Origin of the sequence: Nocardia cyriacigeorgica (genome assembly GCF_005863245.1) — a bacterium.
GTDB lineage: Bacteria > Actinomycetota > Actinomycetes > Mycobacteriales > Mycobacteriaceae > Nocardia > Nocardia cyriacigeorgica_C.
This window is the reverse complement of sequence record NZ_VBUT01000010.1, coordinates 233,289-259,327: the sequence shown is the minus strand read 5'-3', so window position 1 is coordinate 259,327 and position 26,039 is coordinate 233,289. Positions and strand designations below refer to the sequence as shown.

Sequence of the window (26,039 nt, the reverse complement as noted above, 5' to 3'; positions counted from 1 at the left end):
TCGGGAAGAGGTAGTAGAGTAAGTAGCGCAGCTGTCAGAATAATGAGTCAATGCGATCCTCCCACCACATATTGTCTCCATATCCGAATTTTCGGGCGCCTAGGTCGATCGTGATCTTATCCGGAAGGTCGAACTCGGTGGAAATAAAAGTGGGAATCGACCTTCCGGGCACGTAATCCAGGGCGGCTGACAGCTTGTCAACCATCGTCTGAATCTGCCCCTGGCGCAGAGTTATTGATGATTCGAGTGCATTGAGAGCCGCCAGGAGTTCTGACTTATGCGGTTCTCTGATTGGATTATTAATATGTGGCGCCCATGCGCCAAGTGGAAAGGTTGCTCCATAGAGTGTCATTGGATGCAGCACCTTGTCGCAGATATCAGCAACCTGGTTGTATACCATTCGCTCGAGGTAAGCGCCACCGTTCTCGACAATCTTAGATACAGCATCGAAGTCGAGACTTCTTGCGCCGACTGCCTGTCCCAGATTGTTCGATCTTTCCGCGAAATTACGAGCCGCCTCCCCGGACCAGCTGTCCTGTAGCCAATTCGTACCATTGATCAGGTTCTCGGACGTGACGTAATCGTTTATCCCGAGTAATGCAATCCGCTTTCCTATCGGTTGCAGGGATTCCCAATCCGCTACCAACGGTGAGAGCAGGTCGACCGTCGGTCTTATTCCGATTGCTGCATTGAGGCGATCGTCGTAGACAGCGAGCAAGCCGATCGCAGTTTCAACGAGCTGCCGCAATGTGTACGGGTTGTCGGACACCCCAGGAAGGCTGGGAAGCTGCAACGCACTGAAACGACTGACTCCTTGACTCGCGGCGCTGGTGGATTGTGTGCCCGCAGGACTCAAATCAGACCCCGCATTAGATATATTCGCGGAGATCGCTTCGTCGGTCGATTCGAAACTTGCTGCTGTCGTCGTCAAACTAGTACAAAGATTGCCTATGGTGGTGATTTCGGCATCAAGTGCCGCACCGACTTCATTGCCAAATCTCTCTATCGATGCCTCGAGCGCCGCCATCAGCCCTGTGGACCCCGTGGGTAGTGCTACAGCTGGCAACAGGTGTGAGGTGTTCGAGATCGAGCACGATTTCAGTTCCGCAAGATCTGTGGCGAAGCCGGCCAGGACTGCCAGCTCCACCGATAGGTCAGCCAAACCAACTCCATGACAAACGACCTTCGGGACTGGCTGTTGCCCACTGCACCGTCACGCATGCGTTGTGAAGAATGAACACTACCCCCACCACCTTTCGGTGGGAGTCTAGTTCCCGAGTTGACCAAGTCAAGTGCGTGAGAGTGAGCTGCGGGAGACCTGTCCTCGGGTCGGCGAGATGACAGGAAGCTTCGGCTGGACGTGGGCCGACGGGCTTGGACACAGTGGGCCGCCGATCGGAACAGGGTCGGGGATATAGAAGAAGTTGGCCGAGCGTCCATTGGAGCAGGCAGCGGGCGACTGTGCAGCTGCCACCTACCGACGGGCCGCTGCGCCCGGCCATGCTCAAAGACTGACGCCGTCCGATCGGGGTAAGAGTATCCCGATCTCGAGCGCGTTGAGCCTCTAGAAGCGCGTCCGGTCAAGGAGAGTCGGTCCGGGCCACGGCGCGCACCGCATCGAGCACGGCTCGTCCCGCATCCACATCGCCTACCGCGATCCGCGCACTCCCATCCGCGTAGGCCTTGGCGGCGATCCCTGCCCGGCGCAATGCTGTCGCAATTCTCGGACCGGGCAGGTAGAGGAAGTTCGCAAAGCTCGGCGGAACGTTGATTCCTGCACAGCGCAACGCCTCCCGCAGCGATTCTCGCTCCTCGGTGATCCGGGCGACCCGCACCGCGAGTTCTGGTTCGGCCGCGTAGCAGGCGGTGACGGCGGCGGTCGCGAAGGTGGGGACACCGAAGGGGAGTTGGATGCGGCGGACTCGGGCGATCAGGGCGGTGTTGCCGAGGGCGTAGCCGATGCGCAGGCCCGCGAGGCCGTAGGCCTTGGAGAAGGTGCGCAGGATCAGCAGGTTCGGGTGGCGGGACAGGAGGGCGCGTGGGTCGATGCGGTCGGCGGCGGGGAGGAATTCGACGTAGGCCTCGTCGAGGATCACCGGGATGTGAGTGGGGACGGTGCGCAGGAATCGGCGCAGGTCGCGCTCGGGGATGAGGGTGCCGGTCGGGTTGTGCGGGCGGCACAGGATTATCAGGCGGGTGCGGGAAGTGATGGCACGAGACATGGCGCGCAGGTCTTGCTCGCCGGCCTTGTTGAGGGGTACGCCGACGACGTCGACGCCGACCATACCGGCCATGATCGGGTAGCCGTCGAAAGTCGGCATGCCGAGCACCATTTCGGAGCCGGAGCCGGAGCCGGAGCCGGAGCCGGAGCCGGAGCCGAAGCCCGAGCCCGACCCGGAGCCGGAACCGAAGCCCGACCTGGAGCCCTTGCCGGAGCCGATGCCCGAACCGGACCCGGAGCCAGACCCGAAGCCCGACCCGGAGCTGGAGTCGGACCGGGTCCCGAAGCCGGAGCCCCAGCCTGAGCCCGAGCCCGAACCCGAACCCGGCCCGGAGCCCCGCCCTGCGCCAGCGCCTGCCCCGGAGCCCGAGCCGGAGCCGGAGCCCGAGCCGGAGCCGGAGCCGGAGTCGGACCCGGGCCCGAAGCCGGAGCCCCAGCCCGAGCCCGAGCCCGAGCCCGAGCCCGAGCCCGAGCCGGACCCAGGCCCGGCAAGGGTGTGCAGGATCTGCATGGCAACGCCGGTGGCGCCGGAGCCGACCACCACCTGGTCCGGGCTGACGCCCAGCCGGTCGGCGATGACGGCGGGCAGGCGGGTCGGCAGGAACTCGGGATACCGGTTCGCTCGACCCACCTCGCGCTGAATCGCCACGCGTACAGAAGGCAGTGGCGGGAAAGGGTTCTCGCTCAGGGTGAGATCGAAACGAACCGGGGCGGGCGCGACCTGGAATCGCCGCGATGATCGGCTTCGGTCGGCCAGGTGGATGCTCACCGCCGCACCTCGCGCGTGCGGACGGGCGCGAACGGCCCTGTGCGAGCGGATACTGGCTGACACTGTGCACCGGAGGGCACTGCTCCCCAGCGTTCCGTGGCCCCGGCGTTGCCGTGCGGGACCGCGGATTCTCGCAGCGAAACGGTGCCGTCGACGCGGTGAAACTTCATCGCGCCGCACCCCACCGCACTGCCGCCGCGGCCGCGAAGTCGCCCGCATGCGCGAACGCCGACATCAGGACCACCGAACCATTGCGCAAGCGGCCCGCCCGGTTCTCCACATCCAATGTCACCGGAATGCCTGCGGCGAAAAGGTTTCCGCAGGAGTCGAATGTATCCGGATGACGTTCCGCCGGCAGCTCCAGCGCGTCATGCCAGTTACGCAGGAACAACCGGTTCGGCTGATTGGTGACGAAGGTGTCGATATCGCGGCCTTTCACCCCGATCCGATCGCACACCGCCAGCGCCACTTCCGGGACCAGCCGATTGCCGCGCGCGAACACCTTGGTGATCTTCGATTCGGTGAAACTCACACAGCCCTGGCCCTCGCCGGGCTCCCAGTATTTGCGGTCGCCATTGGTGGAGAAGTCCATATCGCCGGCGAATTCGGGGTAGGTGCGGCATTCGATATCCAGGATCGGGGCGCTGTCGTCGCGGACGAGCAGGCCGACGCCGCAGCCGTCGCCGGGGACGGGGGCCTGGGCGAGTTTGCGGATATCGGGCTGAGTGAATACCGGGCCCGCGCAATTCTGGGTGGCGGCGATGAGGGCGGTCCTGGCGTCGGTGGTGCGCAGAATGGTCTGCGCCAGCGACATCATGTGCACGAACGCCGCGCAACCGCCATTGTGCAGGTCGAAGACCCAGCCGGGCTTGGCATTCAGCCGCCGCGCCACCTCGGCACCGCAACCCATGACGGGGTTGTCGGGCAATTGGGTATGGGTGATCAGTACATCGACCCCGGACACGAAATCCGCGCCGTGCCGCTCGATCAGCGGCGCCACCGCCCGCTCGACCATATCGACCGCGGTTTCGTCACGTCCGACGTGATAGCGCGTTTTCGGCGAACGGAACATGACATTCTTCGCCATCCGATCCGACCGGGAGAACTGGGTGAAGTACTCCGTCCCGACCGGCTCACCGGGCAGATAACTCGCCACATCCACCAGGCTGACCTGCGTCGCTTCCGTCATCAGCTCATCCATTCCGGTTTGATCGGCAGGCCGTGGGCGGCCCGGTATTCGCAGATCGCCTTGAGGTTGTCCATCTCCAATTGGTGTCCGGCGGAGAACATCTCCCAGAAATCGCCGACCCACACCGGACGTTTCGGCGGCGCGGTCTCCGGATACGGATTCTCGTCGTAGAACGGATGTTTGCAATTGACCCACAGCACAACCGATCCCGGCTTGTTGAACACCACCTGCGCGTCGACGACCCGCATCAGATACACCATCCACAGGTGCTCGCCCTGATCCCAGGCGCAGTGATAGTCGACCGTCATGGCGTGCGGATCGGTGACGGTGCGGGTGTAGATCTTGGTCGCGTCACCGAGCCGGTCGTAGGCCAGCCACAGGCCGGGCTCATCGGTTTCGGTGAATCCGCGCAGGCTGTAGGTCCATTCCTCGAGCGACCTGGTGTCGGACAGGTATTCGAAGACCTCCCGCGGCGGCGCCGCAATGTAGGCATTGACGGGGCAGAAGTCGCCGTAGATCTGATCGTGCGGATACACCGACCGCAGCATGTCCATGATGATCGGCGTGGTGGCTTCCTTATCGGAATTCTCGATCCGCAGAATTCCGGGAATCACGTCGTCCCCGATATCACTGAGGGCGGGCAGGGCACTGGTGGTCACGGTGTACTCCTCAGGAAGGGCAGGAAGGGCGGGATTTCGTCGGGGTCGCAATCGATGGAGACGAACGAAGGGCCGGGGCCCGCGAGGCATTCGGTGAGCGCGTCAGGCAGCTCAGCCATCGAGTGCACGGCGCACGCGCGCAGCGACGGGAACATGGCCGCGACACCCTCGCCCAAGAAAGCAGGATGGAATCTGTTGAAGCTGTAGCGATCCCGGTACAGCAGCTGTTCACGGGTTACGCACATGGCGTGGGCGTTGTTGTTGAACACGATGAAGGTGACCGGCAGCGCGTACTCGACGGCGGTATGCAATTCCAGCCCGTGCATGTAGAACGAGCCGTCACCGGCGATCACCACGGTGCGGTGGCCGTCGGGGGAACGGGCGAACGCCGAGCCGATGCCCGCGCCGAACGCGTACCCCATGCCGCCCATTCCGAGCGCGACGACGAAGCGTCCGTCGCGCGGCACCCGCAGCTGATGCACCACGGCGGCGCCGGTATTGCCCGCGTCCACGAAGATGTCCGCGCCCTCGGGCAGCGCGGCCTGGATGGCGTCGACGATCTGGCGGTAGTGCAGGCCGGGGCCGTGCGATTCGGGCACCGGCATGGGCGTCAGTGTGCGGGCGGGTGCGGTGCGGGTGACCAGGGTGGTGCGGACCGCGGTCGCGACCGTCGTCGGTGCGGCGGCGCCGGTGGAGTCGGCGGAACCGGCGAGCTCGGTATCGGCGTGCCCGTCATGTCCGCCGCGCAGCCGCTCCAGGGTCATCCGCAACGCGACACCGACATCGGTGCAGGTCGCGTGGATCGCGGGCAGGTGCGGCATGGCCAACCCGATGCTGGCGATGGTGGTGCGGCCGAGCAGCTCATCGAGGCCGGTGCGCGCGGTGACCGGCATGGGGGTGCCGACCAGCAGGCACAGGGTGGCCTCGTCCAGGGCGTCGGCCAGCTCCCGATGGCCCATGGTGCCCGCGACACCGCAGAACGCCGGCGCGAAATTGTCGTAGGTGTCCTTGGCGTCGGGGGCGACGCCGACCATCGCATCGAGTTCGGCCACCACCTCGGCCAGTGCGGTGCGCGCATCGTCGCGGGCGACCTGATCGCCCGCGATCACCACCACCCGGCCCAGCTGACGGGCGGTTTCCACCGCGGTCAGCACCCGCTCGAGTTCGTCCTCGTCGAGCCAAGTGGCGCGGGGATCGGGACAGAACGGGCCGATGCCATCCATCTCGGCCTGCTGGACGTCCTTGGGAATCAACAGCACCGACGGCCCGCCGCGCCGGGCCGCACGCAACGCCCGCGCCAGCCGCTCGGGCAGTTCACCGGGTTGGGCCACGCGGGCGCAGTAGCGGCTGATCGAACTGAACAGCCGGACCGCGTCGATCGCGCCGGCCTGCCCGCTCGAATCCTGGAAGGCGCCGTGGCCCTCCAACATGGTCGGCGGCTGCCCGATCAACGCCAGCACGGGAACTCGCGAGGCATACGATTCGGCAAGTCCGGCAACGAGATTCATCGCGCCGCCGCCGGAGGTCGCGGCCACCACGCCGAGTCCGCCGGTGGAGCGGGCGTACCCGTCGGCCATGGTGGCGGCGGAGAATTCGTGTTTGGCGACCACGCCGGTCACCGCGCCGCCTGCGTCGAAGATGGCGTCGTAGAGGTCTTCGATATTGGCGCCGTCGACGCCGAAGATATGCCGCACATCGAGGTCCGGCATGGCGCGAACCAGATAGTCCACAACTCTGTCGGGCATCGCACCTCCTTCCAGCGCCGAGGGCAGTGCTGCGCGCCGCCTAGAAGGAGATACGGGGGCGCTCGCGTCCGGGTTCAGCCTGATCGGAGCCGGTTTTTCCGGAAGTCTTGCGTGTACGTATACATCTACGTATAGTCACTGTCATGCCCAACAAGACGATCTACGTTGCCGATGACGATCTCCCCCTGTTCCAGCGGGCCCAGGAGCTCGTCGGCGGCAATCTGTCGGGGGCCGTGGTCACTGCGCTGCGCCGGTTCATCGAACTGGAGGAGGGCAGGCAGGAAGGATTCGAGGAAATCGTGCTCCGGGTCGGGCACAACGGTGTCCGGCAGGTCCGGTTCGAAGGTTCACTGCTCGGTGAATGGCGGGATATGAACGACACCGCCATGGAGCACATCCGGGTCTTTCGAAGCCGCAAGGGAAAGTTCGTCCTGCACTCGCAGATTTCCAACTGGGACGAGTATCCCGACGTCGCCGTGAAGGACTGGACGAGTTGGAAGAGCTGGCGGCGCATGCTCGCCGGCCCGAGCGATGCGGATTGGGGTGATTTCACGCTGGAAATCGTGGACACGCTCGCGGAATTGAAGGGCAAGATGCCCGACAAGCTCTTCCAGCGGGTCGCCGACATCGCCGACCGTCCGCCCATCGAAGAGCTGGACATCTGAGGTAGCCGGGTAGGGCCGACGCCACCGCGTCGGCCGAACCGGCCCAACTGAACATCCACATCCGACACCGCCGCTCCCCGAGGGGAGCGGTGCGGAGAACTCATGCTGTCATTCGCATTGTTTTATGAGAAATTCCAGGAAGGAAAAGCCATGTCCACAGGTGGACGCGCACCGGCGATCTGGGTCTCCGGACTCCGAAAGTCCTACGGCGACAAGGTAGTTCTCGACGGCATCGACCTGAACGTGCCGGAAGGCACGATCTTCTCGCTGCTCGGCCCCAACGGCGCGGGCAAGACGACGACCGTCCAGATCCTCACCACCCTGATCGGCTGCGACGGCGGCGAAATCCAGGTCGGCGGGTACGACCTGGACACCGACCGCGACGCGGTGAAGGCGGCGATCGGCGTCACCGGACAGTTCTCCGCGGTCGACGAACTGCTCACCGGCCGGGAAAACCTGATGCTGATGGCCGACCTGCATCATCTGCCCCGGCGCGTCGGCAAATCGCTCGCCGCCGACCTGCTCGAACGCTTCGACCTCACCGAAGCCGCGGACAAGCCGGCCTCCACCTACTCCGGTGGCATGACCAGGCGCCTGGACCTGGCGATGACGCTGGTCGGCGACCCGCGCATCATCTTCCTCGACGAACCCACCACCGGCCTCGACCCACGCAGCCGGCGCTCGATGTGGGAGATCATCCGCGAACTCGTCGACAGCTACAGCGTCACCGTCTTCCTCACCACCCAATACCTCGAGGAAGCCGACCAGCTCGCCGACCGCATCGCGGTGCTCGACCACGGCACCATCGTCGCCGAAGGCACCGCGGCGGAACTGAAGCGGCTCGTACCCGGCGGCCACATCCGCCTGCTATTCGCCGAACGCGGCGATCTGGACGCGGCGGCCACGGCGTTCGGTTCCAGCGCCCGCCCCATCGAGGACGAACTCACCCTCGCGATCCCGAGCGACGGCGGAATCGGCTCGGTGCGCGCCGTGCTCGACCGGCTCGACGAATTCCACATTCCCGCCGAAGGACTGTCGGTCCACACCCCGAACCTGGACGACGTCTTCCTCACCCTCACCGGAAACCCCGTCGCTGACAAGGAGCCCGTGCGATGACCACCGCGACCATCCAGGCCTCGTCCCCGTCCGTCTTCGCCGATTCGCTGACCATGCTGCGGCGCAACCTGCTGCACGTGCGGCGCTACCCGAGCATGGCGTTCAGCATCCTGATCATGCCGACGGTGCTGCTGCTGGTGTTCAACTACGTCTTCGGCGGAGCGCTGGAAGCCGGGCTCGAACCCGGCACGAAGTACATCAACTATCTGGCGCCGGGCATGTTGCTGTTGCTGCCCGCGTACCTGACGGTGTCGGTGGCGGTCATGCTGGCCACCGACATCACCAAGGGCATCGTCAACCGGTTCCGGGTGATGGCCATCGCGCAGTCGGCCATGCTCACCGGGCATGTGGTCGGCACGCTGATCCAGGGCACCTTCGCTATGGCGGGCATGCTCGGGGTCGCGATGCTGATGGGCTTCCGGCCCGACGCCACACCGGTGGAATGGGTGGCCGTCATCGGACTGCTGATGCTGGTGGTGTTCGCCTTCACCTGGCTGGCCGTCGGCTTCGGGCTCGCCGCGCCGAACCCGGAAAGCGCGAGCAATATGCCCTTCCCGATCGTGATGATGCCGTTCCTCGGCAGCGGTCTCGTCCCCACCGACACCATGCCGACGGTGCTGCGCTGGTTCGCCGAATACCAGCCGTTCACCCCGATCACCGAAACCATCCGCGGACTGCTGATGGGCACCGAGATCGGCGTCAACGGGGTCGTCTCGCTGGCCTGGTGCGCGGGCATCGCCGGCGTCGGCTACCTGTGGTCGATGTCGCTGTTCAAGAAGCAGGCCAGCTGAGCCCTGCCCCTTCGATCCCCTGCCGCGGCGGGGGATCGTCGGCGTGTGCGGGGCAGGTGAAGCCGCGGGCCTCTCGCGTCGCAGCCGATGCCGGGCCGTCGACTCAGTTGCGTTCGAGCTCGATCGGATGAGTCGCCAGCAGCGACAACGGCAGGGGCTGCCTGCGCAGGACCTCGGCCCACAGATCGGTGCGGCGGGAGGTGATCGGATCACTCGGCAGCGCCGAGAGCACGATCCAATCGTCCTGCTCCAGTTCGCCCTCGAGCTGCCCGAACGTCCAGCCCGCGTACCCGGCGAAGATACGAACACCCTCCACCAGCGGGGCGATCCGGGTGGGATCGCTGTCCAGATCGATCAACACCACCCGGCCGTCGATCCGGCGCAGACCCGCCACACCCTCGATGGACGCGCCGACCCGCAGCGTGCCGAGGCATAGCGCGGCATCGCGTTTGACCGGACCGCCGACGAACAGGGTGCGCGGCGCGGCCGCCACCTCGGCCCACTGCGGCAGCACATCATGGACGGCCGTATCGCTCGGGCGGTTGATCACCACGCCGAGGCTGCCGGCGTCGTTGTGTTCGATGATGTAGATGACGGTGCGCCGGAAAGTGGGTTCCACGAGTTCGGTCGAGGACACCAGCAGGGTGCCCGCGCGGACTACTTGCTCACCACGGTGAAAACTTCGCCTGCCGTGCTCACCGCCACCGCCGCGAGTTTTCCGATCATCCGGGTCTTCTGCGCGTGCCACACCGTCATCATCGCAGCTATCGCGCCGTCGCGCCGCTTGTCTTCGCGTTCCGTGTCGCGGCGAACACGCGCGAGCTCGGTGACAAGATCAACATGGGCGTTGACCGGGACGAGCGGCGTCGTAGAGTCGGCGGCATGCAACCGCCCGAGGTCGTCCTCGAAAACAGCGATGCCGTGTACGACTACTACCGCTCGCATCAGCAGCGGCGGTTCCAGGCGCGCGCGGCATACGCCCTGCTCGGACGGCGTTTCCGGCCGCGGATCAGCTATGCCGCCGGCGCCAGGGCGCGGATCGCGGAACTGATCCGTTCCCGCAAACCGCTGCTGATCGCGATCAATCACCTGTCCCAGCTCGACCCCTACACCGTCGCCGCGGCCGCCTGGCGCAGCGAACTGCGACCCATCATCGGCCGGGTGCGGGTGCTGGCCAAAGACGAGCTGTTCCTCGAACGCGATCAACGCCGCAAGATCGACATGATGGGCGGCATTCCCGTCTTCCGTGGCCGCGACCACGGACTGCGCGCGGTGAACGCGGCGGGCCAGCGGATGATGGACATCTGTGCCGAACGCATGCACGACGGCGACTGCCTCGCGGTCTTCCCCGAAGGCACCTGCAACGACGTCGACCCCACCAAGGTGCAGCCCGTCGGCAGCGGCATCGGGCATATCGCCTTCCGCACCATGAAGCTGGGCACGGACCCCGCGCTGCTCAGCATCGGCCTCAGCTACGGGCCTCGCCCCGATCCGGCGGTGGAGCCGACCAAAGAGGAGGCGAAGTCGGCCAGCTTCTACTTCGGGGTGCCGATCGTGGACCTGCCCGCCCGGCCCGGCGAGATCGCGCGGTTGGTGAAGACGGATCTTCAGCAGGCGCTGGACGGGGCCGTCGCGGCGTACTGAGCGCGCGGCCGATCGCAGCCCGCGTCGGCCGCTGATCTCAGCTGGGTTGCGCCTGGATACTCTCGGCGAACCGCGGCGCGCCCCGGGCTCAGGCCCATTTCGGGCAGCGCACCGGCCGCGCGATGAAGAACACGCCGGGCGGGATGGTGCCGGGGGAAGACGCTGTGCGCTCGGCCGGGCTGTCTACTGCGGGAGCCCGAGGCGCCCGCGGGCCCAGTGCGGCACCATCGGCAGGTACTCCGGGCGGGTCTCCACGAAGTGGCGCACCATCGGGCACATCGGCAGGGCGCCGAGATGGTCGGCGCGGGTCTGGTTCAGCGAGGTCTCGACGAGCATGCGGCCGTAGCCCTGGCCCTCGTACTGGGAGTAGATCTCGGTGTGCACGAAAGCACGTTCGGCATTGGTGTCCTGGTACTCCGCGTACCCGGCGATCGCGCCGTCGACGTAGATCTCGAAGCGTTCCAGTGCGGTGTTGTTGCGGACCTCTGTCGACATGGCTCGAAGCTACTCCACCGGCGGGCCGCGGACACATCGCATCGCGTGGTCGTATCGGTGGCCGGGACGCGGGTCGCGCGCCGGGGTGCGGCAGACGGCGCGGCATTGGACAATCTCAGGATGGAGTCGGTGCCGACCGTCGTACTCGCCCCGGACAAATTCAAAGGATCGCTGTCCGCTGCCGAGGTGGCATCGGCGCTGGCCACAGGCATCGCGCGGGTGTGCCCGGACGCGCGGGTGGTGCGGGTGCCGGTGGCCGACGGCGGGGACGGGACCGTCGACGCGTTCGTCTCGGCGGGGTGGACGCGGGTCACCCTGCCCGCCCCCGGGCCGACCGGCGAGACGGTGGAAGCCTCCTATGCGGTGCGCGGCGACACCGCGGTGATCGAACTCGCCGCGGTCGTCGGTCTGGCGAAGCTTCCCGATGGACGCCCGGATCCGTTGCACGCCAGCACGTTCGGGCTCGGCGTCGTCATCGCGCACGCGCTGTCAGTGGGTGCCGAACGGATCGTGCTCGGACTCGGCGGTAGCGCGTCGACCGACGGCGGGGCGGGCATGCTGACGGCGCTCGGGGCGCGCATCTACGGCCCGGGCGGGCACGAAGTGCCAAGGGGCGGTGCGGCTTTGCGGGATGCGAAGCGGTTGGACCTGAGAGGATTGCATCCCGGCCTGGCGGAGGCGACGTTCGTCATCGCCAGTGATGTGGACAATCCGCTGCTCGGGCCCTCGGGTGCCGTCGCGGTGTATTCCGCGCAGAAGGGCGCGGGACCCGAGGACCAGGCGGTTCTCGAAGCGGCACTCCAGAATTGGGCCGCACTGGTCGGCGAAACGCATGCCGGTCGTCCTGGTGCGGGTGCGGCGGGCGGTACCGGCTTCGGTGCGATGGCCGCGCTCGGGGCGCAGATGCGCAGTGGCATCGAGGTGGTGCTCGAACTGCTCGACTTCGGGGCGGTGCTGGAATCGGCCAGCGTTGTCATCACCGGCGAAGGGTGCCTGGACCGGCAGACCCTGCACGGGAAAGCGCCGATGGGAGTCTGCGCTGCCGCGCGATCGGCGGGCGTGCCCGTCATCGCCGTCGCCGGACGCATCGACCTCGCGCCGGACGAGCTCACCGCGGAAGGCTTCATGGCCGGCTACGCCCTGGCCGATGTGGAACCCGATCCGGGCCGATCGATGGCCGAGGCCGCACCGCTACTCGAACAGGTCGGGGAGCGGATCGCCGCCGAACGGCTGGGTGAGCGGAAGCTGTCATAGAGCGCAGGCAACGATGTCGGCGACCCGGCGCTCTCGGGGACCGCGCACCCCGGGTGTGCCGAAACCGGCCGGTTCCGGTGGCATCGGCGCGAACTGATCGTTCAACGGTCCCCCGGGTGCGGTCGTGGCCGAGCCGTTGTCGAACCGATCAGCTCGCCGACATCAACTTCGGCAGCAGCTCGTGGCGATGCCGATCGCCCCACTCCTCCAGCGGGCGAAGCGCGGCCGCGAGCTCGGCGCCCACCGGCGTGAGCGAGTACTCGACGCGGGGCGGGATCTCCGGGAACACCTCGCGATGCACGACGCCGGAGGTCTCCAGATGGCGCAGGTTCTCGGTGAGCACCTTCTCGCTGACGCCGCCGAGCAGGCGGCGGATCTCGCCGAAACGGCGCGGACCGTCGGCCAGCACCCACATCAGGTGCAGCCGCCATTTCCCGCCGACGACGTCGATCGCCACGCTCATACCACACGCATCGTGATCCGCGTCACTGCCGATCGTCACTGGATCCTCCTGACCTCGATACGGACCTCGACGTAAGCAACCGTACCCGCACGTGCGGTCTTGTCGCGCCTACCTGCACAGACGAACCATAGAGACCGGCGCCGACAGAAACCGTATCGACTTTCGAAGGATCAGCATATGTCTCAGCAGAGCAGCACGGCCTCGGTCTCGGTCATCGGTCTCGGGCCGATGGGTCAGGCCATGGTGCGGGCCTTCTTGAAGGCGGGCACCGAGGTCACGGTGTGGAACCGCAGCAGCGCCAAGGTCGACGCCATGGTGGAACTGGGTGCCAAGCGGGCGAACACCGTCGCCGAGGCGCTCGACGCCAACGAGGTGACCGTGGTGAGCCTGACCCACTACGACGCCATGTACGACGTGCTCGGCCAGGCCACCGACCATCTCGCGGGCAAGGTGATCGCGAACCTGTCCTCGGATTCGCCGGAGAAGGCGCGCAAGGGTGCGCAGTGGGTGCGTTCGCACGGCGCCGAATTCATCTCCGGCGGCGTGATGTCGGCCGGCGACAATATCGAGCACCCGGCCTCCTACATCTTCTACAGCGGTCCGAGCGAGGTGTTCGAAGCGCACGTCGAGCTGCTGCGCCCGCTCAGCCCGCCGGAGTACCTCGGCACCGATGACGGTCTCGCGCAGGTCTTCTACCAGGCCCTGCTCATCGTCTTCCATCCGTGGATGCTCGCCTACGATCAGGCGCTGGCCGTCATCGCCCGCTCCGGCCAGGACGTCGGCCAGTTCCTGCCGTTCGCCCAGCGCGCCGCCGGCGCCTACCCCTTCTTCATGGAGGAGTACGCGAACCAGGCCAAGCAGGGCGGCTGGGGCGATCTGTCGGCCTTCAAGATGATGGACGCCGGCGCCCAGCACATCATCGACGCCAGCGAAGAAGTCGGCGTCGACGCCACCATCTCCCATGTGGCCCAGGGCATCTGGCGCAAGGCGATCGCGGCGACCGAGGAAGCGGGCAAGCCGGTGTCGGTGTTCGAGCTGTTCGGTGGGACGAAGTCCTGATCGGGCGGGCGCGTGAATCGGACGAGCCGGAACGCCGATGGTGGCGTTCCGGCTGTCCGCTGCCGCGCAGCGTGAGATCAGGCCGATTCCGAGGACGACCCGAGCCGGGGGAAGGGGGTGGTGGAGAAGACGACCTCCACCGCCACCTCGAAATACTGGGCGATCCGCAAGGCCAGATGCAGGCTCGGGCTGTACTCGCCGCGCTCCAGATATCCGATGGTCTGGTAGTGCACGCCGAGCGCTTCCGCGAGCTCGCGCCGGGAGATGCCGCGCTCGGCGCGCAGCATCGCGATCCGGTTGTAGATGACCTCAGTAGGCACGCTGCAACGCTTTCTCCCGCCGTTCGGCCATCGCCGCACCCGACTCGCGGCGCGCCATCCGGCGCATCACGATCGGTGCGATGAGCAGTGCGGCAGCCGACCAGACGCCGAGCACCGCAGCCGTTTCCAGATGACGCCAGGAGCCTTCGAGCTCGACCGCCCGCGCGCCATCGGGCAGCAACGCCGAACGCATACCGAGGCCGAGCCAGTACATCGGGAACACCTGTCCGACCACCTGCAACCAGCCGGGCAGCCCGGTGATCGGATAGAAGATGCCGGAGATGGCGACCAGCCCCATCAGCGGCATGGTGAAGAAGAACAGGCCGCGGGGATCGTCGAAGATCGAGCCGATGATCGCGCCGAGCGAGGAGATGGCGAGCAGGCCGAGCGCAAGGACCCACGCCAGCGTCAGCCAGGACCCGACGCTGTCGAGCGACACACCTCCCACGATCACCATGCCCACGCCCAGCAGGATAGCCACCTGCGCGAGCACCGATCCGGCGTTGGCGCCGAGCTTGCCGATCAAGTAGCCGATCATGCCGTTCGGCGTGGCCTTGGCGCGCAGCAGCGTGCCGTCCTCGCGGTCGAGCACCAGGTACTGGGCGATGCCGTAGAGGCCGTTGAACGCGACGACCGAGCCGATCACCCCCGGCAACGCCAGCGCGCCCAGCTTCAGGTCGGTGTCCTGGAATGTGCTGTTGCGCATGAAGAACAGGGCGGTCAGCAGCAGGATCGGGCTGAGCAGGATGCCGCCGAGGTCCTCGCCGTTGGTGAACAGCATTCGCAGTTCGATGCGCGCCCGGCGGAATCCGGCCCGGATCGCGACGGTAGTCGGGTTCATCGCACGACCTCCTCGATGGCGTGGATCTCGGCATCGGTCGTGCCGTTCTCGTAATGACGGACCAGCGACATATAGGTCTCCTCGAGTGAGGCGCGCCGCACCTCGAGTTCCCCGATGTCCTCGCCGAACTGCTGGAACAGCTCGTAGACGAATTTGGTCGACTCGGTGGTGGTGTGCACGAAACGCTGGCCGTCTCTGGTCCAGCGCACCTCGGCGTCGACCGAGACCCGGCGGGAGAGTTCGTCGGCGGAACCGTCGGCGATGATGCGGCCACCGGCCAGGATCAGGATGCGATCGGCCAGTTTCTCGGCCTCGTCCAGATCGTGGGTGGTGAGCAGGATGGTGGTCTGCTGCTCATCGGCCAAACGATGGATCAGGTCGTGGAATTCGCGCCGGGCTTCCGGATCGAAACCGGCGGTCGGCTCGTCCAGGAACAGCACCTCGGGCTTGCCGACCACGCCGATCGCCACGTCCAGCCTGCGACGTTGCCCGCCGGACAAGGTCGCGATCTTGGCGCCGGCCTGCTCGGTGAGGCCGACCAGGTCGATGAGTTCATCGGTGTCCCAGGGCTTTTGGCTGCCCCCGGTGCTGTACGGGCCGTAGAACGTGCCCAGATAGGACAGCAGTTCTCGCAGGCGCCACTTCTTGTGGTCGCGCCACGATTGCAGCACCACGCCGATCCGCGACCGCCAGGCCTCGTCGCCGTGCGCCGGATTCACCCCCAGCACTTCGACTCTGCCCGCCGAGGGCACGCGGAATCCCTCGAGGATTTCGATGGTGGTGGTCTTGCCCGCCCCGTTGGGGCCGAGCATGACCAGCACTTCGCCGTGTCGCGCCTGGAAAGAGACGCCGTCGAGGACGTCCTTGGTTCCGTAGCGCATGCGCAGCTGCTCCACGTCGAGCACTACGCCGTCACCCACAGTCATGGTTTCCCTCCCTGTCGTGGGTTGATGATGACTCGTAGCATACGTACTACATTCCGCCGTGGCAATGCTCGCTAGTTGCCCGTTGACATGCAGCCGATTGGTTGCCTATTCTGAGTTCATGCAGCCAAACGGCTGCGTATCACGAGAGAACGGCGATGGACGAGGTATTCAAAGCACTGGCCGACCCCAGCCGCAGACGGCTACTCGACAGCCTCCAGGCCCGTAACGGCCAGAGCCTGCGCGAACTGTGTGCCGAGCTGGACATGGCCCGCCAATCGGTGAGCAAACACCTGGCGGTACTCGAGGCCGCCAACCTGGTCACCACCCGGCGCAGCGGCCGCGAAAAACTGCACTACCTCAACGCCGAACCCATCAACGCCATCGCCGACCGCTGGATCAACCGCTACCACCGCGCGCGGGTCACCGCCCTCGCCGACCTGAAATCCGCATTGGAGACCAGCCCGATGAGCGACACCGAATTCGTCTACACCACCTACATCAAGACCACCCCGGAAAAACTCTGGCAGGCCCTCATCGACCCCGCCTTCACCAGCCGCTACTGGGGCGCCACCTTCGACACCGACTGGCAGCAGGGCTCGGAAATGGTGTGGAAACAAGGCAATTGGGTCGGCAAAGACGCCGAACAAGTCGTCCTCGAATCCGATCCACCCCGCCGCCTGTCCTACACCTGGCACACCATCGGCCCCGAATTCGCCGCCGAATTCGGCATGGACGCAGACGAACTCGCCGAATGGTCCGCCGAACCCCGCTCCAAGGTCACCTTCGAGATCGAACCGCAGGGCGAGATCGTGAAACTGACCGTCGTCCACGACGGCTTCCCACCCGGCAGCCGGGTCCTCGAAGGAGTTCAGGGCGGCTGGCCGTCGATTCTCTCCAACCTCAAAACCCTGCTGGAAACCGGAGAGGTGCTGCCCGAGCCGGCCGACAGCTGATCAACCGGCGAGGGGGAGCACGTCGGCCAGGTGCGGCCCGCCTATCTGGTCGCCCCCGCGCCGATTTCCCCGTCAGCCGCGCCGGTCCCGGACCGGCACGCGGGTTCGACGCTACAGCTGCTGTCGCAGGTATCCGGATGCCGGCAGGACGCTTCGAATCCTTTTCCGGTCGGCGACGCTCTTATCGTTGTGATAGTTGACATGAGACCGATGAGCACGCCGGACATCGGCGTGGTCGCGCGACTCGCGGATGCCGCGGCAGAGCAGCGAGGGGAGGCCCGGAGTGGAACGCGGATGGGCCGGTGAACAGCTCGTGGCGGCGGCGCAGCGGGGCGACCGGGAGGCGATCGCCGCGATCGTCGACGGGGCGCATCCGCACGTGCGGCGCTTCGCCCAGCATTTATGTGCGTCGTCGGCCGACGCGGAAGACGCTGCGCAAGAAGCGCTGATCATCTTGTATCGCAAGATCGGGACATTGCGTGCGGCCACGGCGATCGCGTCGTGGATGTTCCGGATCGTGCGCAACGAATGCCTGCGGCGGGCCCGGCGGGTGCTCGACCGCGAGCACGGCGACGCGGTGACCGTCGAGACGGTTCTCTCCGCCGAGGACGAAGTGCTGCGCAGGCTCGATGCCGAACAGCTGGCCCGCGCCATCGCCGAGCTGCCTCCGCTACAGCGCAGGGTTCTGATCATGCGCGATGTGCTCGGACACCCGGGACGGGAGACGGCGGACGCGCTCGGCCTGAGCACGGCGGCGATGAAGTCGCAGCTGCATCGTGCGCGTGCCGCGGTTCGGCTCGGCCTCGCCGACACGCTGTAGTCAGCTGCGGGTCTGGGCCCGTCGCCCCTTGCCCCGAACGTCATAGCTGCCGCCGAACGCCATTGCCGCCGCGGAATGTGATTGCTGCCGCCGTGCGTCACTGCTGCCGCGGATTGTCACTGGTGCCGCGGAATGTGCCTGGTGTCGCCGAACCTCTCTACTTCCGTCGAATGTCTCTACCTCCGTCGAACCCGAGGAATCATCATGCTTACACCTGGATCACCCCTGCCTGCCCTGGAACTCGAAGACACCGCCGGGCAGCCGTGGCGCCTGTCGAAGAATCTCGGCGCGAACGGCGCTCTGCTGTACTTCACGCGCTCGACCTCCTGCCCGATCTGCAACCGGCATGTTCGCGATCTGGTCACGCGCCGAAGCGAATTCGAGGCCGCGGGCCTTCGTGTCCATATCGCCGTGCCCGAAGACCGCCACCGTGCCTTGGCCTGGAAAGCCCGGCACGGCATCCCCTTCACGGTGCTGGTCGGCTCGACCGGGACGCCGCACGCGTCGATCGGCCTGACCCGCACGGTATTCGGCACGATGCAGCAGTCGGGCAGCCTGCTCGTCGACGCCGACGGCATCATCCGCCACGCCCACGGCGCCACCATGCCCGTCAGCAGTTACGACAAGAAAGGCATCGCGGCGGCCATCGATGCGATGCGCAGCCGGGCCGGCACATAGCCGCACATCGGGTGTTCTCGGCCCGCGCCGCCCATGGCCGCGTGGCCGACGAGCAGCCCTGCTCGGGCTCCTCGCCGGACGTGGGCCGAGGCGGTGTGCGGCCGTGATGTGCGGGACTCACTCCACGCGCCGCGGGAGGCTTTCCGGCAGAGTCCAGCCGCGCCAATGCGCGACCAGGCACAGGCCCGCGCCGACGGTGGTCGCGCAGATCATGCCCGCGGTGGTCTGGCCGGCGGCGGCGAGGGTGACCATGACGATGCTCGCTGCCAGCGCGGCGGTGGCGTAGAGGGTGTTGCCGCCGAAGATGCGTGGGGTCCGGCGCAGCACGATGTCGCGGACCATGCCACCGCCGACCGCGGTGATGGTGCCGAGCAGGACCGCCGGCAGCCAGCCCAGGCCTACGGCCAGGGTTTTCTGGGCGCCGGTAGCGGCCCAGCAGCCGAGGGCGGCGGCGTCGACGAACAGGAAGGTGCGGTCCCAGAGTTTGCCCTCGATGAGCAGCACGAACGCGATCAACGCGCCGGCGAGCGCGGTCACCAGGTAGGCGTAGTTGGTGAGCGCGATGGGGGTTCCGCGCTGGAGCAGGGTGTCGCGGATCAGGCCGCCGCCGAGCCCGGACAGGATCGCCAAGGTCACGAAGCCGATCGGGTCGAACCGCTCGGCCCGCGCCAGCACCCCGCCCAAGATCGCGTTCGCGAGTACGCCGCTCAAATCGAGCACGAAAAACAGATCGGAAAGATCAGCCGCCGCCACCCGACCATCGTCCACCAGCGCCACGCTCGCGGCGAACGGATGACACGCCGACCCGGCGGCCGACTCGATGTTCTGCCGGTTTGTGGCAATGGAGGCATTGCGACGCACCGGTCCGGGGCTCGATGGCTGCGAGCGCCGCTGGATCGCCAGGTCGCATGTAGCGGCATTGCGGCCTACTGGCCCGGGCTCGACGGGGCCCAGCGCACCGCCGTTGCTGGATCGCCACGTCGCACGGGGGCAGTGCGCCGCACTGCCGTCGGGCTCGGCGGCTGCTCCGGCTGAGTGTGGCAATGCGGGGCGAAATAGAGAGCACTGCTCTTGACGTCCGGGTGCACGGTATGAGACTGTTGTTCTCAACAGAGAGCAACGCTCACAAAGGAGACGGATATGACCGGCACGAACGCGGCGACCCGATACATCGGCCCCGGGCGGGGTGAGGCGACGATGAATCGGATCATGAACACCCTGCCCAAGCTGGGCATCAGCATCATGGGCTCGCGGCTGCTGGCCGTGCGCGGCCGCAAGAGCGGGCAGTGGCGCAGCACGCTGGTCAATGTCATGGACATCGACGGGGCGCGCTACCTGGTCGCGCCGCGCGGGCACACCCAGTGGGTGCGGAATCTGCGCGTCGCCGGCGAGGGTGAGCTGCGGCTGGGCCGCAAGGTCGAGGCGTTCACCGCGAGCGAGATCGACGACGCCGACAAGGTGCCGCTGCTGCGCGCCTACCTGAAGCGCTGGGGCTGGGAGGTTGGGCGGTTCTTCGAGGGCGTCACCAAGGACGCCACCGATGAAGAGCTCGCCGCGATCGCGCCGGGCTTCCCCGTCTTCCGCATCGCTTGATCGGCAACGCCGCCTGCTCGGCAGCCGACCGTCAGCGACACCTGTTCGGCAACGAGCGCGTTCGGCGATCACCGAGCTCGGTCCGAACCTCCGGCACTCGGGCGGGGGATCTGAGGACGAGCATCACTCGGACGGCACCGGCCTTGCAGGAATCACACCCGGCCGGCGACGCATGATGGGCCGCGCGCCCGATCGGCGCCATGGCCGATCACCGGCGCGGGTGAGTCAGCGGCGTAGGTGAGTCAGTGCCGCACCGCATCGGCGGTCGAACGCCGCACCAGGAATTCGATCGCCGCCGCGTATCCGAACACGCCCATCCCGGCGATCACCGCGGTGGCGATGGGCGAGATGAACGAGTGGTGCCGGAACTCTTCGCGGGCATGCACATTGCTCACGTGCACCTCCACGATCGGCACCTCCGGAATCACCAGGGCGTCGCGCAACGCGACCGAGGTATGGGTGAGCCCGCCGGGATTGATGACGATGCCCGATACCGTCCCGCGGGCCTCATGGATCCGATCGATCAGCGCGCCCTCGGAATTCGACTGGAAGGCCCGCACCTCGCGGCCGAGTCCCGCGGCTGTGCGCGTGCACAATTCGACGACGTCGGCGAGGGTCTCGGAACCGTAGATCTCCGGCTGGCGTACGCCGAGCATATTCAGGTTGGGACCGTTGAGCACCAGGATCGGCAGGTTCGTCGCGGCGGTGTCGGGCATGCCGGCAACCTTACCGATCCGGGCCGCGCCGCCCCTCGCGATTGGGCGCCGAGGGGATGGGGTATCTAATGTGAAACGCCGAGTTCGTTGGTATCTGCACGCCGCGTCGGCTCGGTCGGTACGGTAGCTGCGCCGGTTGTCTTCGGGCCATCGGACGACGTTGGTGATCGGCTTCGGAGACGGGAGGGATCGGGCACAATTGACACCGTTGTGTACGGGTCGCTCTCCCGGCTCGGGGGGCGCCGCAAACAGGGATTTTTCAGGTACGGTGGTCTTGTTACTGGAGTGACAAGAGTGAAGAGTGGGCGACATGGATGTGTGGGGATCCCGCCGCTTTCGCTTCCGGGGCGCACTGGCCCTCACGGGGGTGGCGGCTCTGGTATTCGCGATGGGATCGTGTGGTCTGGGTGAACAGACGAACGAAGCCGAGGCTGTCGTCGAACGGTTCACCGAGCTGCTCGACGAGCATGACTACGCGGCCGCCGCGGAGCTGACGTCCTACCCCACCGCGGCCTCGGCAACCCTGAAGCAAATGTTCGAGGGCCTGGAATCGGGCGAAGTCGACTACGAGAAAACCCAATTCATCGAACTCGATCCGGCCTCGGGTTTGTTCAGCATGGACGTCGACTGGAGCTTCGGCGAGAAGAAGAACTGGTCCTACAGCATCGAAGGCTCGATCCGTAAGCTCGCCATCGGCTGGCGGATCTCCTGGGACCCGGCGATCGTGATGCCGCAGCTGAGCCACACCCGCGACGTCAAGCTGGTGCGCACCACCCCGAAACCGCCACCGCGCGTGGTCGATATCGTCGGCGAACCGTTGATGGCCGAGCAGAACATCAACGTCATCAAACTGGATCCGGCGCGCATGCCCGATCCGGTCGCCTCGACGAACGCGCTCGCCGCCGCGATCGAACCGGTCGCCTCGCTCATCACCGGGCCGTATCTGATGCAGCAGCTGGCGTCGTCGCAGGGCAAGCCGATCGTCGCGGTGAGCCTGCGCGACGGCGACTTCAATATCCTAGAGCCGCTGATGGCGCCCATTCCCGGTGTGGTGATGGAAAAGCAGCCGCGAGTCATCTCCGTCGACCGGCGGGTGCGTTCTCCCATGCTGGACGCCCTGGCCGAGGTCTGGGAAGACAGCCAGCAGGAGCACTCGGGCTGGGCCGTCCAGTTGTTCGAGAAGGACGGCCGATTCGTCACCCAGCTGGCCGGTGAACAGGGCCCGGCCGGGCCGGATATCGCCGCGACCATGGACCAGAAGTTGCAGCGCGCCGCCCTGGACGCCGTGGTCAGCGTCGCGAGTCCGGCATCGCTGGTGGCGATTCAGCCCTCCACCGGTGCGGTGGTCGCGGTGGCCCAGAACGGTTACGCCAGCGAGCACGGGCCGGTGGCGTTCACCGGGCTGTACCCGATCGGCGCGAACATCGAGCTGTTCCGCAATCTCGTCGCCGTCGACAAGGGCAAGGCGCCCGCGGACGTTTCGGTGCAGGAGGCCGCGGAGGCGGCGACCAAGCTCGGCGTCGGCGTCGATTTCCGGGTACCGGGGCTGGACGAGGTCACCGGACGGCTGGCGATCTCGGGCCGCAGCGCCGAGCAGGTCCGGCAGGGCGCCGGGGCGGACGCGGTCCTGGCCAGCCCGTTCGGTATGGCCATCGCCGCCGCGACCATCGCGCGCGGCTCGGTGCCGCCGCCGATGATCGAGCGCGGGCGGCCCAGCGAAACCGATGCTCCGCTGGAGCCGTTGGCCGCGCCGGTCACCGATCGGCTGCGCACCATGATGCGTGACGGCATGAACGATCCGCGGATGGCGGAGCTGCGGATGTACGGCGGGGTCACCGGTTTCGTCGCCGAAGCGGGTGAGGACGGCTGGTTGATCGCCACGCTGGGTGATCTGGCCTTCGCGGTTCACATCGATAACATCGACGGCGGTGACGCGGCCGTGCGGATGGCGGCCCGGATGTTTCGCTCGTTCACCACGCCCGACCCGTGAACCTGACCAGGGCATTCAGCGCCCGGGCCGCGCGGGCCGCGGCGGGAGACTCGAACCGGATCAGTTGATCGCGGTCCAGGCGGCGCGCCAGCCGAGCAGGAACAACGCGAGCACACCCGAAGCCACCAGCATGAAGCTGAATGCGGTGCCCTGCCCGCTGATCGAACGCAACAGCATGCCGCCCGCGAGGGTGCCGAGCCAGACCAGCACCCCGGTCGGCCACAGCGAGCTGCCGTCGAAACGGGCGCCCTCGCCGTACATCCGGCTCGCCGCGACCACCGCCACCGCCCAGCCGACCGCCAACCCGATCGCGAACGGCCAGACCGTCCGCAACAATCCGGCGAGCACCGCCTCGTCGTGACTTTGCCGTCCGATCGCGCAGAACAGGACCACCAGCAGGGCATCGACCACCAACGGCAGGAAAATCCTCACCCGGCCAGCTTAGTGTTCGTTTCAATCAATCCCCGGCCACGCCACGGCTACCCGGTGCGGCGCTGCTCGAATTCCTTTTCGTATTCCACCTCGTCGGCCTGCTTGGTGCGGAAACCGAAAGCGAAAACGATCCAGCCGATGATCGCCACCAGAATGAAACTCACCAGGCGATAGACGAATGCGGCGGCCACGGCCTGCGCAGCGGGCAACCCGGCGGCGGCGGTGAGACCGTAGATCAAGGTCGCGTCCACGTAGACGATGCCGCCGGGCGCGAACGGAATCGAACCGACGGCTTTACCCGCGGCGAAAGCGATCAGCAGGCCCGCCCATTTCGGATCGGCGCCGACGGCGTAACAGGCGGCGCCGAGACAGGCGACGTCGGCGATTCGGTGCACGACAGCCCATCCGGCCACCCAGGCTCCGTCACGGGTGCCGAGGTCGACCGATTCCAGCTGCTCGAGCATGTCGGTGACCTTGGACATTCCGTGATCCGGCGGCTGTTTGCGCACCCGATTCACCAGTGCGAGCGCCTTGCGCACGACCGTTTCGATCACACCGGGATTGCGGGAGACGTAATTGCCCGCCCACACCAGCGCGACGACGGCCAGCACGGTCACGATGAGCTTGACCGGCCCCACCCGGTTACCGACCAGCAGCGCGCCACCGAACCCGAGCAGCGCGAGCCCCGCCGCAGCGACCACGCCGGAAAACACCAGCTGCCAGGACGCGACCACCGGGCTCGCACCCCAGCGCCGGGTCTGCCGGTAGGTGAACGCGGTGGAGAAGACCTGCCCGGCGGGCAGCGTCACCGACATCGCCGTCGCGCTATAGACGACGGCTACCGATCTACGCTGGCCGACCCGCACCCCGCCCGCGCCGAGCAACTGCTTCTGCACCCGGCCGAATCCGCTCATCGACATCGCCTGGAACGCGATGCACAGCGCTACCCAGCCCCAATGGATTTCGGTGAGAGTGCGCCACGATTCGTGCAGACGCGGCCAGAGATAGATGGCTTCGCCGATCAATAATGCGAGCAACGCCACACCGGCGACCCATTTCAGCCACCGGAAATTCCGCCGGACCGGCGCGGCAGCTGCCACAGGCGAGACAGAATCGCCTGATGGAGCGCCGTTGGCCGTCACGCGGTCAGCCTAACGAACGCACCTGTTCTTCGTCTGCATCGCCGGTGGCCTCGGCGCCGTTCTTGGGCCAGGCCAATCTGGTTTTTCTGCGCCGCCCACGCAGCTGTACCTCGTCGCCGGTCACCCAAAACTCTTGCTCACTTTCATCGGCGAAATACAGCGCGGAGCCCGAGGCCAGCACCCGGCCGGGCTGGTCTTTGGCCAGCTCGGTCAGCCGCGAGGCCTCGTTGACCGGATCTCCGATGACGGTGTATTCGAAACGATTGGCTGCGCCGATATTTCCCGCGACGGCCAGACCGGCCGATACGCCGATACCGATATCGAGGCCGTGCACCTCGCGCAGCGCCTCCCGCAATTCCCTGGCCGCGGCCAGGGCGGCGGCGGGTGCGTCCGGACGGTCCAGCGGCGCACCGAAGATCGCCAGGGCGGCGTCACCGACGAACTTGTTGACGAAGCCGTGGTGCCGGTCGATGACGTCGACCACCACCCGGAAGAACTCGTTGAGCAGGCTCACCACCTCGGTGGGCGGGCGCTCGGCGGCGGTCGCGGTGGAGCCGACCATATCCACGAACAGCACCGCGACGAAGCGGGTCTCACCGCCGAGTTCGGTGCCGTAGTCGAGCGCGCGCTGGGCCACCTCGGCCCCGACGTGCTGGCCGAACAGCTCCTGGAGCTGCTGCCGTTTGGCGGCCTCCTCCATCATCCGGTTGAAGCCGACCTGCAACAGCCCGATCTCACTGCCGTCGAACACCTCGACCTGCACATCGCGCGCGCCGGCCTGGACCCGGTCGATGGCCTGGCTGAGCTGGCGCACCGGGTCGGAGATGCTGGAGGCGGTGAGCATCGACAGCGCCAGCGCCTGCATGATCACCACACCGCACAGCAGCAGGATCGACACCGCGAGCGACTGCGCCGAGAACTTGATGTCGGAGGAGATCTGGGTGACGCACAGCAGCACGATCGCGATGGTCGGCGCGAACGTGCCCATGCCCCAGGTCATCGCCATGCGGGTGCCGACACCGGGGGTGAGGGTGTGGTCGAAGGTGCCGGCGGTGAGCGCTTCGGCGGCCACCGGGCGCAGGATGCGTTCACCGAGCATGTAGGTGAAGCCGAACACGATGGTCGCGGCCATGCATTCGGTGACGATCACCGCACCGGCCAACTCGGGCGTGTCGACGATGATCAGCGAGGCCAGCACCGCGCCGCCGACGATCCACAACGCCAGATGCAGGATCGACTGCCGCAGCGGCGCGTGCAGGGCGGCCATCTGCTCCTGCCTGCTCGGCGGGCCGCCGCGCACCTGCCACCGCATCACCGGCCGCAGCATCCACGCCGAGGCGACCACGCTGAGCAGGCCGCCGATCACGAAGACCAGCGCCGGGATCAGCAGGCCCACCTGGCGCGGTCCGGCGGCCTCACCTTCGGGTATGGGCAGTCCGTACTGGATGAACGCCCAGACCAGCACCGCGCCGAAGGCGTTGGCCAACAGCATCGACGTCAGGTACAGCGGCCAGCGCGTATGCATGGTCTGTTTGACCGCTTCCAAGGGCGCTGACAC

Annotated in this window: 28 protein-coding genes; 11 read left to right on the top strand and 17 right to left on the bottom strand. The window is 66.9% G+C overall.

The window, feature by feature from the left end:
• Positions 1 to 34 precede the first annotated feature (34 nt).
• From FEK34_RS24310 to FEK34_RS24290, 5 genes are all read right to left on the bottom strand, one after another.
• Positions 35 to 1,162 carry a hypothetical protein gene (locus tag FEK34_RS24310; protein ID WP_138451340.1) on the bottom strand — a complete coding sequence of 376 codons (1,128 nt, stop codon included), beginning with the start codon at positions 1,160 to 1,162 and terminating at the stop codon, positions 35 to 37.
• A gap of 418 nt (positions 1,163 to 1,580) precedes the next feature.
• A complete protein-coding gene (locus tag FEK34_RS24305; protein ID WP_138451338.1) occupies positions 1,581 to 2,870 on the bottom strand; it encodes an aminotransferase class I/II-fold pyridoxal phosphate-dependent enzyme in 1,290 nt (429 codons plus the stop codon).
• Between the two features lie 286 nt (positions 2,871 to 3,156).
• Positions 3,157 to 4,179, bottom strand: a complete 1,023-nt coding sequence (locus FEK34_RS24300; protein WP_138451336.1) for a 3-oxoacyl-ACP synthase III family protein — start codon at positions 4,177 to 4,179, stop codon at positions 3,157 to 3,159.
• The gene (locus tag FEK34_RS24295) at positions 4,179 to 4,838 is read right to left on the bottom strand and encodes an SRPBCC family protein (RefSeq protein WP_014353573.1); all 660 of its coding nucleotides are present in this window, start codon (positions 4,836 to 4,838) and stop codon (positions 4,179 to 4,181) included. The genes FEK34_RS24300 and FEK34_RS24295 overlap by 1 nt, the downstream gene beginning before the upstream one ends.
• Complete coding sequence (locus tag FEK34_RS24290) at positions 4,835 to 6,583, bottom strand: thiamine pyrophosphate-binding protein (protein ID WP_138451334.1); 1,749 nt, start codon at positions 6,581 to 6,583, stop codon at positions 4,835 to 4,837. Before FEK34_RS24290 ends, FEK34_RS24295 begins: the two co-directional genes overlap by 4 nt.
• Positions 6,584 to 6,726: 143 nt before the next feature.
• Between FEK34_RS24290 and FEK34_RS24285 the strand changes: the two genes are divergently transcribed.
• From FEK34_RS24285 to FEK34_RS24275, 3 genes are all read left to right on the top strand, one after another.
• Complete coding sequence (locus tag FEK34_RS24285; RefSeq protein WP_138451332.1) at positions 6,727 to 7,248, top strand: EXLDI protein; 522 nt, start codon at positions 6,727 to 6,729, stop codon at positions 7,246 to 7,248.
• Between the two features lie 150 nt (positions 7,249 to 7,398).
• Positions 7,399 to 8,364: an ATP-binding cassette domain-containing protein gene (locus FEK34_RS24280; RefSeq protein WP_138451330.1), complete on the top strand. Its 966-nt coding sequence runs from the start codon at positions 7,399 to 7,401 to the stop codon at positions 8,362 to 8,364.
• Positions 8,361 to 9,155, top strand: a complete 795-nt coding sequence (locus FEK34_RS24275) for an ABC transporter permease (RefSeq protein ID WP_138451328.1) — start codon at positions 8,361 to 8,363, stop codon at positions 9,153 to 9,155. The genes FEK34_RS24280 and FEK34_RS24275 overlap by 4 nt, the downstream gene beginning before the upstream one ends.
• Before the next feature lie 103 nt (positions 9,156 to 9,258).
• On the opposite strand, the gene FEK34_RS24270 is transcribed toward FEK34_RS24275, so the two are convergent.
• Both FEK34_RS24270 and FEK34_RS30155 read right to left on the bottom strand, forming a co-directional pair.
• On the bottom strand, positions 9,259 to 9,903 hold the full coding sequence (locus FEK34_RS24270; RefSeq protein WP_048833766.1) for a YqgE/AlgH family protein: 645 nt from the start codon (positions 9,901 to 9,903) through the stop codon (positions 9,259 to 9,261).
• Entirely contained in the window at positions 9,813 to 10,043 is a 231-nt protein-coding gene (locus FEK34_RS30155; RefSeq protein WP_162471525.1) for a hypothetical protein, read from the bottom strand. The genes FEK34_RS24270 and FEK34_RS30155 overlap by 91 nt, the downstream gene beginning before the upstream one ends.
• Here FEK34_RS30155 and FEK34_RS24265 point away from each other — a divergent pair.
• Complete coding sequence (locus FEK34_RS24265) at positions 10,038 to 10,799, top strand: lysophospholipid acyltransferase family protein (protein WP_138451326.1); 762 nt, start codon at positions 10,038 to 10,040, stop codon at positions 10,797 to 10,799. The two genes, FEK34_RS30155 and FEK34_RS24265, sit on opposite strands and share 6 nt — an antisense overlap.
• 183 nt (positions 10,800 to 10,982) lie before the next feature.
• Here FEK34_RS24265 and FEK34_RS24260 read toward each other — a convergent pair whose 3' ends face one another.
• Positions 10,983 to 11,294, bottom strand: a complete 312-nt coding sequence (locus tag FEK34_RS24260; protein ID WP_014353566.1) for a GNAT family N-acetyltransferase — start codon at positions 11,292 to 11,294, stop codon at positions 10,983 to 10,985.
• Between the two features lie 120 nt (positions 11,295 to 11,414).
• Between FEK34_RS24260 and FEK34_RS24255 the strand changes: the two genes are divergently transcribed.
• The gene (locus FEK34_RS24255; protein WP_138451324.1) at positions 11,415 to 12,548 is read left to right on the top strand and encodes a glycerate kinase; all 1,134 of its coding nucleotides are present in this window, start codon (positions 11,415 to 11,417) and stop codon (positions 12,546 to 12,548) included.
• Positions 12,549 to 12,696: 148 nt separating this feature from the next.
• On the opposite strand, the gene FEK34_RS24250 is transcribed toward FEK34_RS24255, so the two are convergent.
• Positions 12,697 to 13,011, bottom strand: coding sequence for a winged helix-turn-helix transcriptional regulator (locus tag FEK34_RS24250; RefSeq protein WP_086008289.1), 315 nt, complete (start codon positions 13,009 to 13,011; stop codon positions 12,697 to 12,699).
• Between the two features lie 99 nt (positions 13,012 to 13,110).
• Here FEK34_RS24250 and FEK34_RS24245 point away from each other — a divergent pair, with 99 nt between their 5' ends.
• Positions 13,111 to 14,070, top strand: coding sequence for an NAD(P)-dependent oxidoreductase (locus FEK34_RS24245; protein ID WP_283206616.1), 960 nt, complete (start codon positions 13,111 to 13,113; stop codon positions 14,068 to 14,070).
• A 77-nt stretch (positions 14,071 to 14,147) separates the two neighbouring features.
• Here the strand turns inward: FEK34_RS24245 and FEK34_RS24240 are convergent, their stop codons facing one another.
• Genes FEK34_RS24240 through FEK34_RS24230 form a run of 3 tightly spaced genes read right to left on the bottom strand, consistent with a single transcriptional unit; the run spans position 14,148 to position 16,157 of the window.
• On the bottom strand, positions 14,148 to 14,390 hold the full coding sequence (locus FEK34_RS24240; RefSeq protein ID WP_048833765.1) for a helix-turn-helix transcriptional regulator: 243 nt from the start codon (positions 14,388 to 14,390) through the stop codon (positions 14,148 to 14,150).
• Positions 14,380 to 15,231: an ABC transporter permease gene (locus FEK34_RS24235; protein WP_138451320.1), complete on the bottom strand. Its 852-nt coding sequence runs from the start codon at positions 15,229 to 15,231 to the stop codon at positions 14,380 to 14,382. Before FEK34_RS24235 ends, FEK34_RS24240 begins: the two co-directional genes overlap by 11 nt.
• Positions 15,228 to 16,157 (bottom strand): ABC transporter ATP-binding protein, encoded by a 930-nt coding sequence (locus FEK34_RS24230; protein WP_138451318.1) that lies wholly within the window; start codon positions 16,155 to 16,157, stop codon positions 15,228 to 15,230. Before FEK34_RS24230 ends, FEK34_RS24235 begins: the two co-directional genes overlap by 4 nt.
• Positions 16,158 to 16,312: 155 nt before the next feature.
• On the opposite strand from FEK34_RS24230, the gene FEK34_RS24225 reads away from it, so the two are divergent.
• From FEK34_RS24225 to FEK34_RS24215, 3 genes are all read left to right on the top strand, one after another.
• Positions 16,313 to 17,110, top strand: a complete 798-nt coding sequence (locus FEK34_RS24225) for an ArsR/SmtB family transcription factor (protein WP_138451316.1) — start codon at positions 16,313 to 16,315, stop codon at positions 17,108 to 17,110.
• A 283-nt stretch (positions 17,111 to 17,393) separates the two neighbouring features.
• Positions 17,394 to 17,930, top strand: a complete 537-nt coding sequence (locus FEK34_RS24220; RefSeq protein ID WP_249359560.1) for an RNA polymerase sigma factor — start codon at positions 17,394 to 17,396, stop codon at positions 17,928 to 17,930.
• Positions 17,931 to 18,071: 141 nt separating this feature from the next.
• A complete protein-coding gene (locus FEK34_RS24215) occupies positions 18,072 to 18,608 on the top strand; it encodes a peroxiredoxin family protein (protein WP_212748816.1) in 537 nt (178 codons plus the stop codon).
• A gap of 117 nt (positions 18,609 to 18,725) precedes the next feature.
• Here FEK34_RS24215 and FEK34_RS24210 read toward each other — a convergent pair whose 3' ends face one another.
• The gene (locus tag FEK34_RS24210) at positions 18,726 to 19,376 is read right to left on the bottom strand and encodes a trimeric intracellular cation channel family protein (protein WP_249359558.1); all 651 of its coding nucleotides are present in this window, start codon (positions 19,374 to 19,376) and stop codon (positions 18,726 to 18,728) included.
• A 372-nt stretch (positions 19,377 to 19,748) separates the two neighbouring features.
• On the opposite strand from FEK34_RS24210, the gene FEK34_RS24205 reads away from it, so the two are divergent.
• On the top strand, positions 19,749 to 20,201 hold the full coding sequence (locus FEK34_RS24205) for a nitroreductase family deazaflavin-dependent oxidoreductase (RefSeq protein WP_138451312.1): 453 nt from the start codon (positions 19,749 to 19,751) through the stop codon (positions 20,199 to 20,201).
• A 242-nt stretch (positions 20,202 to 20,443) separates the two neighbouring features.
• Here the strand turns inward: FEK34_RS24205 and aroQ are convergent, their stop codons facing one another.
• Positions 20,444 to 20,917, bottom strand: a complete 474-nt coding sequence (gene aroQ, locus FEK34_RS24200) for a type II 3-dehydroquinate dehydratase (RefSeq protein ID WP_138451310.1) — start codon at positions 20,915 to 20,917, stop codon at positions 20,444 to 20,446.
• 310 nt (positions 20,918 to 21,227) lie between these two features.
• On the opposite strand from aroQ, the gene FEK34_RS24195 reads away from it, so the two are divergent.
• Positions 21,228 to 22,907 carry an NTF2-like N-terminal transpeptidase domain-containing protein gene (locus FEK34_RS24195; RefSeq protein WP_249359556.1) on the top strand — a complete coding sequence of 560 codons (1,680 nt, stop codon included), beginning with the start codon at positions 21,228 to 21,230 and terminating at the stop codon, positions 22,905 to 22,907.
• A gap of 60 nt (positions 22,908 to 22,967) precedes the next feature.
• On the opposite strand, the gene FEK34_RS24190 is transcribed toward FEK34_RS24195, so the two are convergent.
• The 3 genes from FEK34_RS24190 to FEK34_RS24180 are packed head-to-tail and all read right to left on the bottom strand — an operon-like array spanning position 22,968 to position 26,006.
• Positions 22,968 to 23,339 carry a DUF3054 domain-containing protein gene (locus FEK34_RS24190; protein ID WP_138451306.1) on the bottom strand — a complete coding sequence of 124 codons (372 nt, stop codon included), beginning with the start codon at positions 23,337 to 23,339 and terminating at the stop codon, positions 22,968 to 22,970.
• 47 nt (positions 23,340 to 23,386) lie between these two features.
• Positions 23,387 to 24,481 carry a lysylphosphatidylglycerol synthase transmembrane domain-containing protein gene (locus FEK34_RS24185; protein WP_138451304.1) on the bottom strand — a complete coding sequence of 365 codons (1,095 nt, stop codon included), beginning with the start codon at positions 24,479 to 24,481 and terminating at the stop codon, positions 23,387 to 23,389.
• A gap of 4 nt (positions 24,482 to 24,485) precedes the next feature.
• The gene (locus tag FEK34_RS24180) at positions 24,486 to 26,006 is read right to left on the bottom strand and encodes an adenylate/guanylate cyclase domain-containing protein (protein WP_171048370.1); all 1,521 of its coding nucleotides are present in this window, start codon (positions 26,004 to 26,006) and stop codon (positions 24,486 to 24,488) included.
• Positions 26,007 to 26,039 lie beyond the last annotated feature (33 nt).

Coding starts and splice junctions, on each gene's coding strand:
- FEK34_RS24285 (WP_138451332.1), top strand. CDS start 6,727: ATGCCCAACAAGACGATCTACGTTGCCGATGACGATCTCCCCCTGTTC.
- aroQ (WP_138451310.1), bottom strand. CDS start 20,917: ATGCCCGACACCGCCGCGACGAACCTGCCGATCCTGGTGCTCAACGGT.
- FEK34_RS24275 (WP_138451328.1), top strand. CDS start 8,361: ATGACCACCGCGACCATCCAGGCCTCGTCCCCGTCCGTCTTCGCCGAT.
- FEK34_RS24235 (WP_138451320.1), bottom strand. CDS start 15,231: ATGAACCCGACTACCGTCGCGATCCGGGCCGGATTCCGCCGGGCGCGC.
- FEK34_RS24255 (WP_138451324.1), top strand. CDS start 11,415: ATGGAGTCGGTGCCGACCGTCGTACTCGCCCCGGACAAATTCAAAGGA.
- FEK34_RS24230 (WP_138451318.1), bottom strand. CDS start 16,157: ATGACTGTGGGTGACGGCGTAGTGCTCGACGTGGAGCAGCTGCGCATG.
- FEK34_RS24280 (WP_138451330.1), top strand. CDS start 7,399: ATGTCCACAGGTGGACGCGCACCGGCGATCTGGGTCTCCGGACTCCGA.
- FEK34_RS24180 (WP_171048370.1), bottom strand. CDS start 26,006: ATGCATACGCGCTGGCCGCTGTACCTGACGTCGATGCTGTTGGCCAAC.
- FEK34_RS24250 (WP_086008289.1), bottom strand. CDS start 13,011: ATGAGCGTGGCGATCGACGTCGTCGGCGGGAAATGGCGGCTGCACCTG.
- FEK34_RS24265 (WP_138451326.1), top strand. CDS start 10,038: ATGCAACCGCCCGAGGTCGTCCTCGAAAACAGCGATGCCGTGTACGAC.
- FEK34_RS24205 (WP_138451312.1), top strand. CDS start 19,749: ATGACCGGCACGAACGCGGCGACCCGATACATCGGCCCCGGGCGGGGT.
- FEK34_RS24300 (WP_138451336.1), bottom strand. CDS start 4,179: ATGACGGAAGCGACGCAGGTCAGCCTGGTGGATGTGGCGAGTTATCTG.
- FEK34_RS24260 (WP_014353566.1), bottom strand. CDS start 11,294: ATGTCGACAGAGGTCCGCAACAACACCGCACTGGAACGCTTCGAGATC.
- FEK34_RS24195 (WP_249359556.1), top strand. CDS start 21,228: ATGGATGTGTGGGGATCCCGCCGCTTTCGCTTCCGGGGCGCACTGGCC.
- FEK34_RS24290 (WP_138451334.1), bottom strand. CDS start 6,583: ATGCCCGACAGAGTTGTGGACTATCTGGTTCGCGCCATGCCGGACCTC.
- FEK34_RS24225 (WP_138451316.1), top strand. CDS start 16,313: ATGGACGAGGTATTCAAAGCACTGGCCGACCCCAGCCGCAGACGGCTA.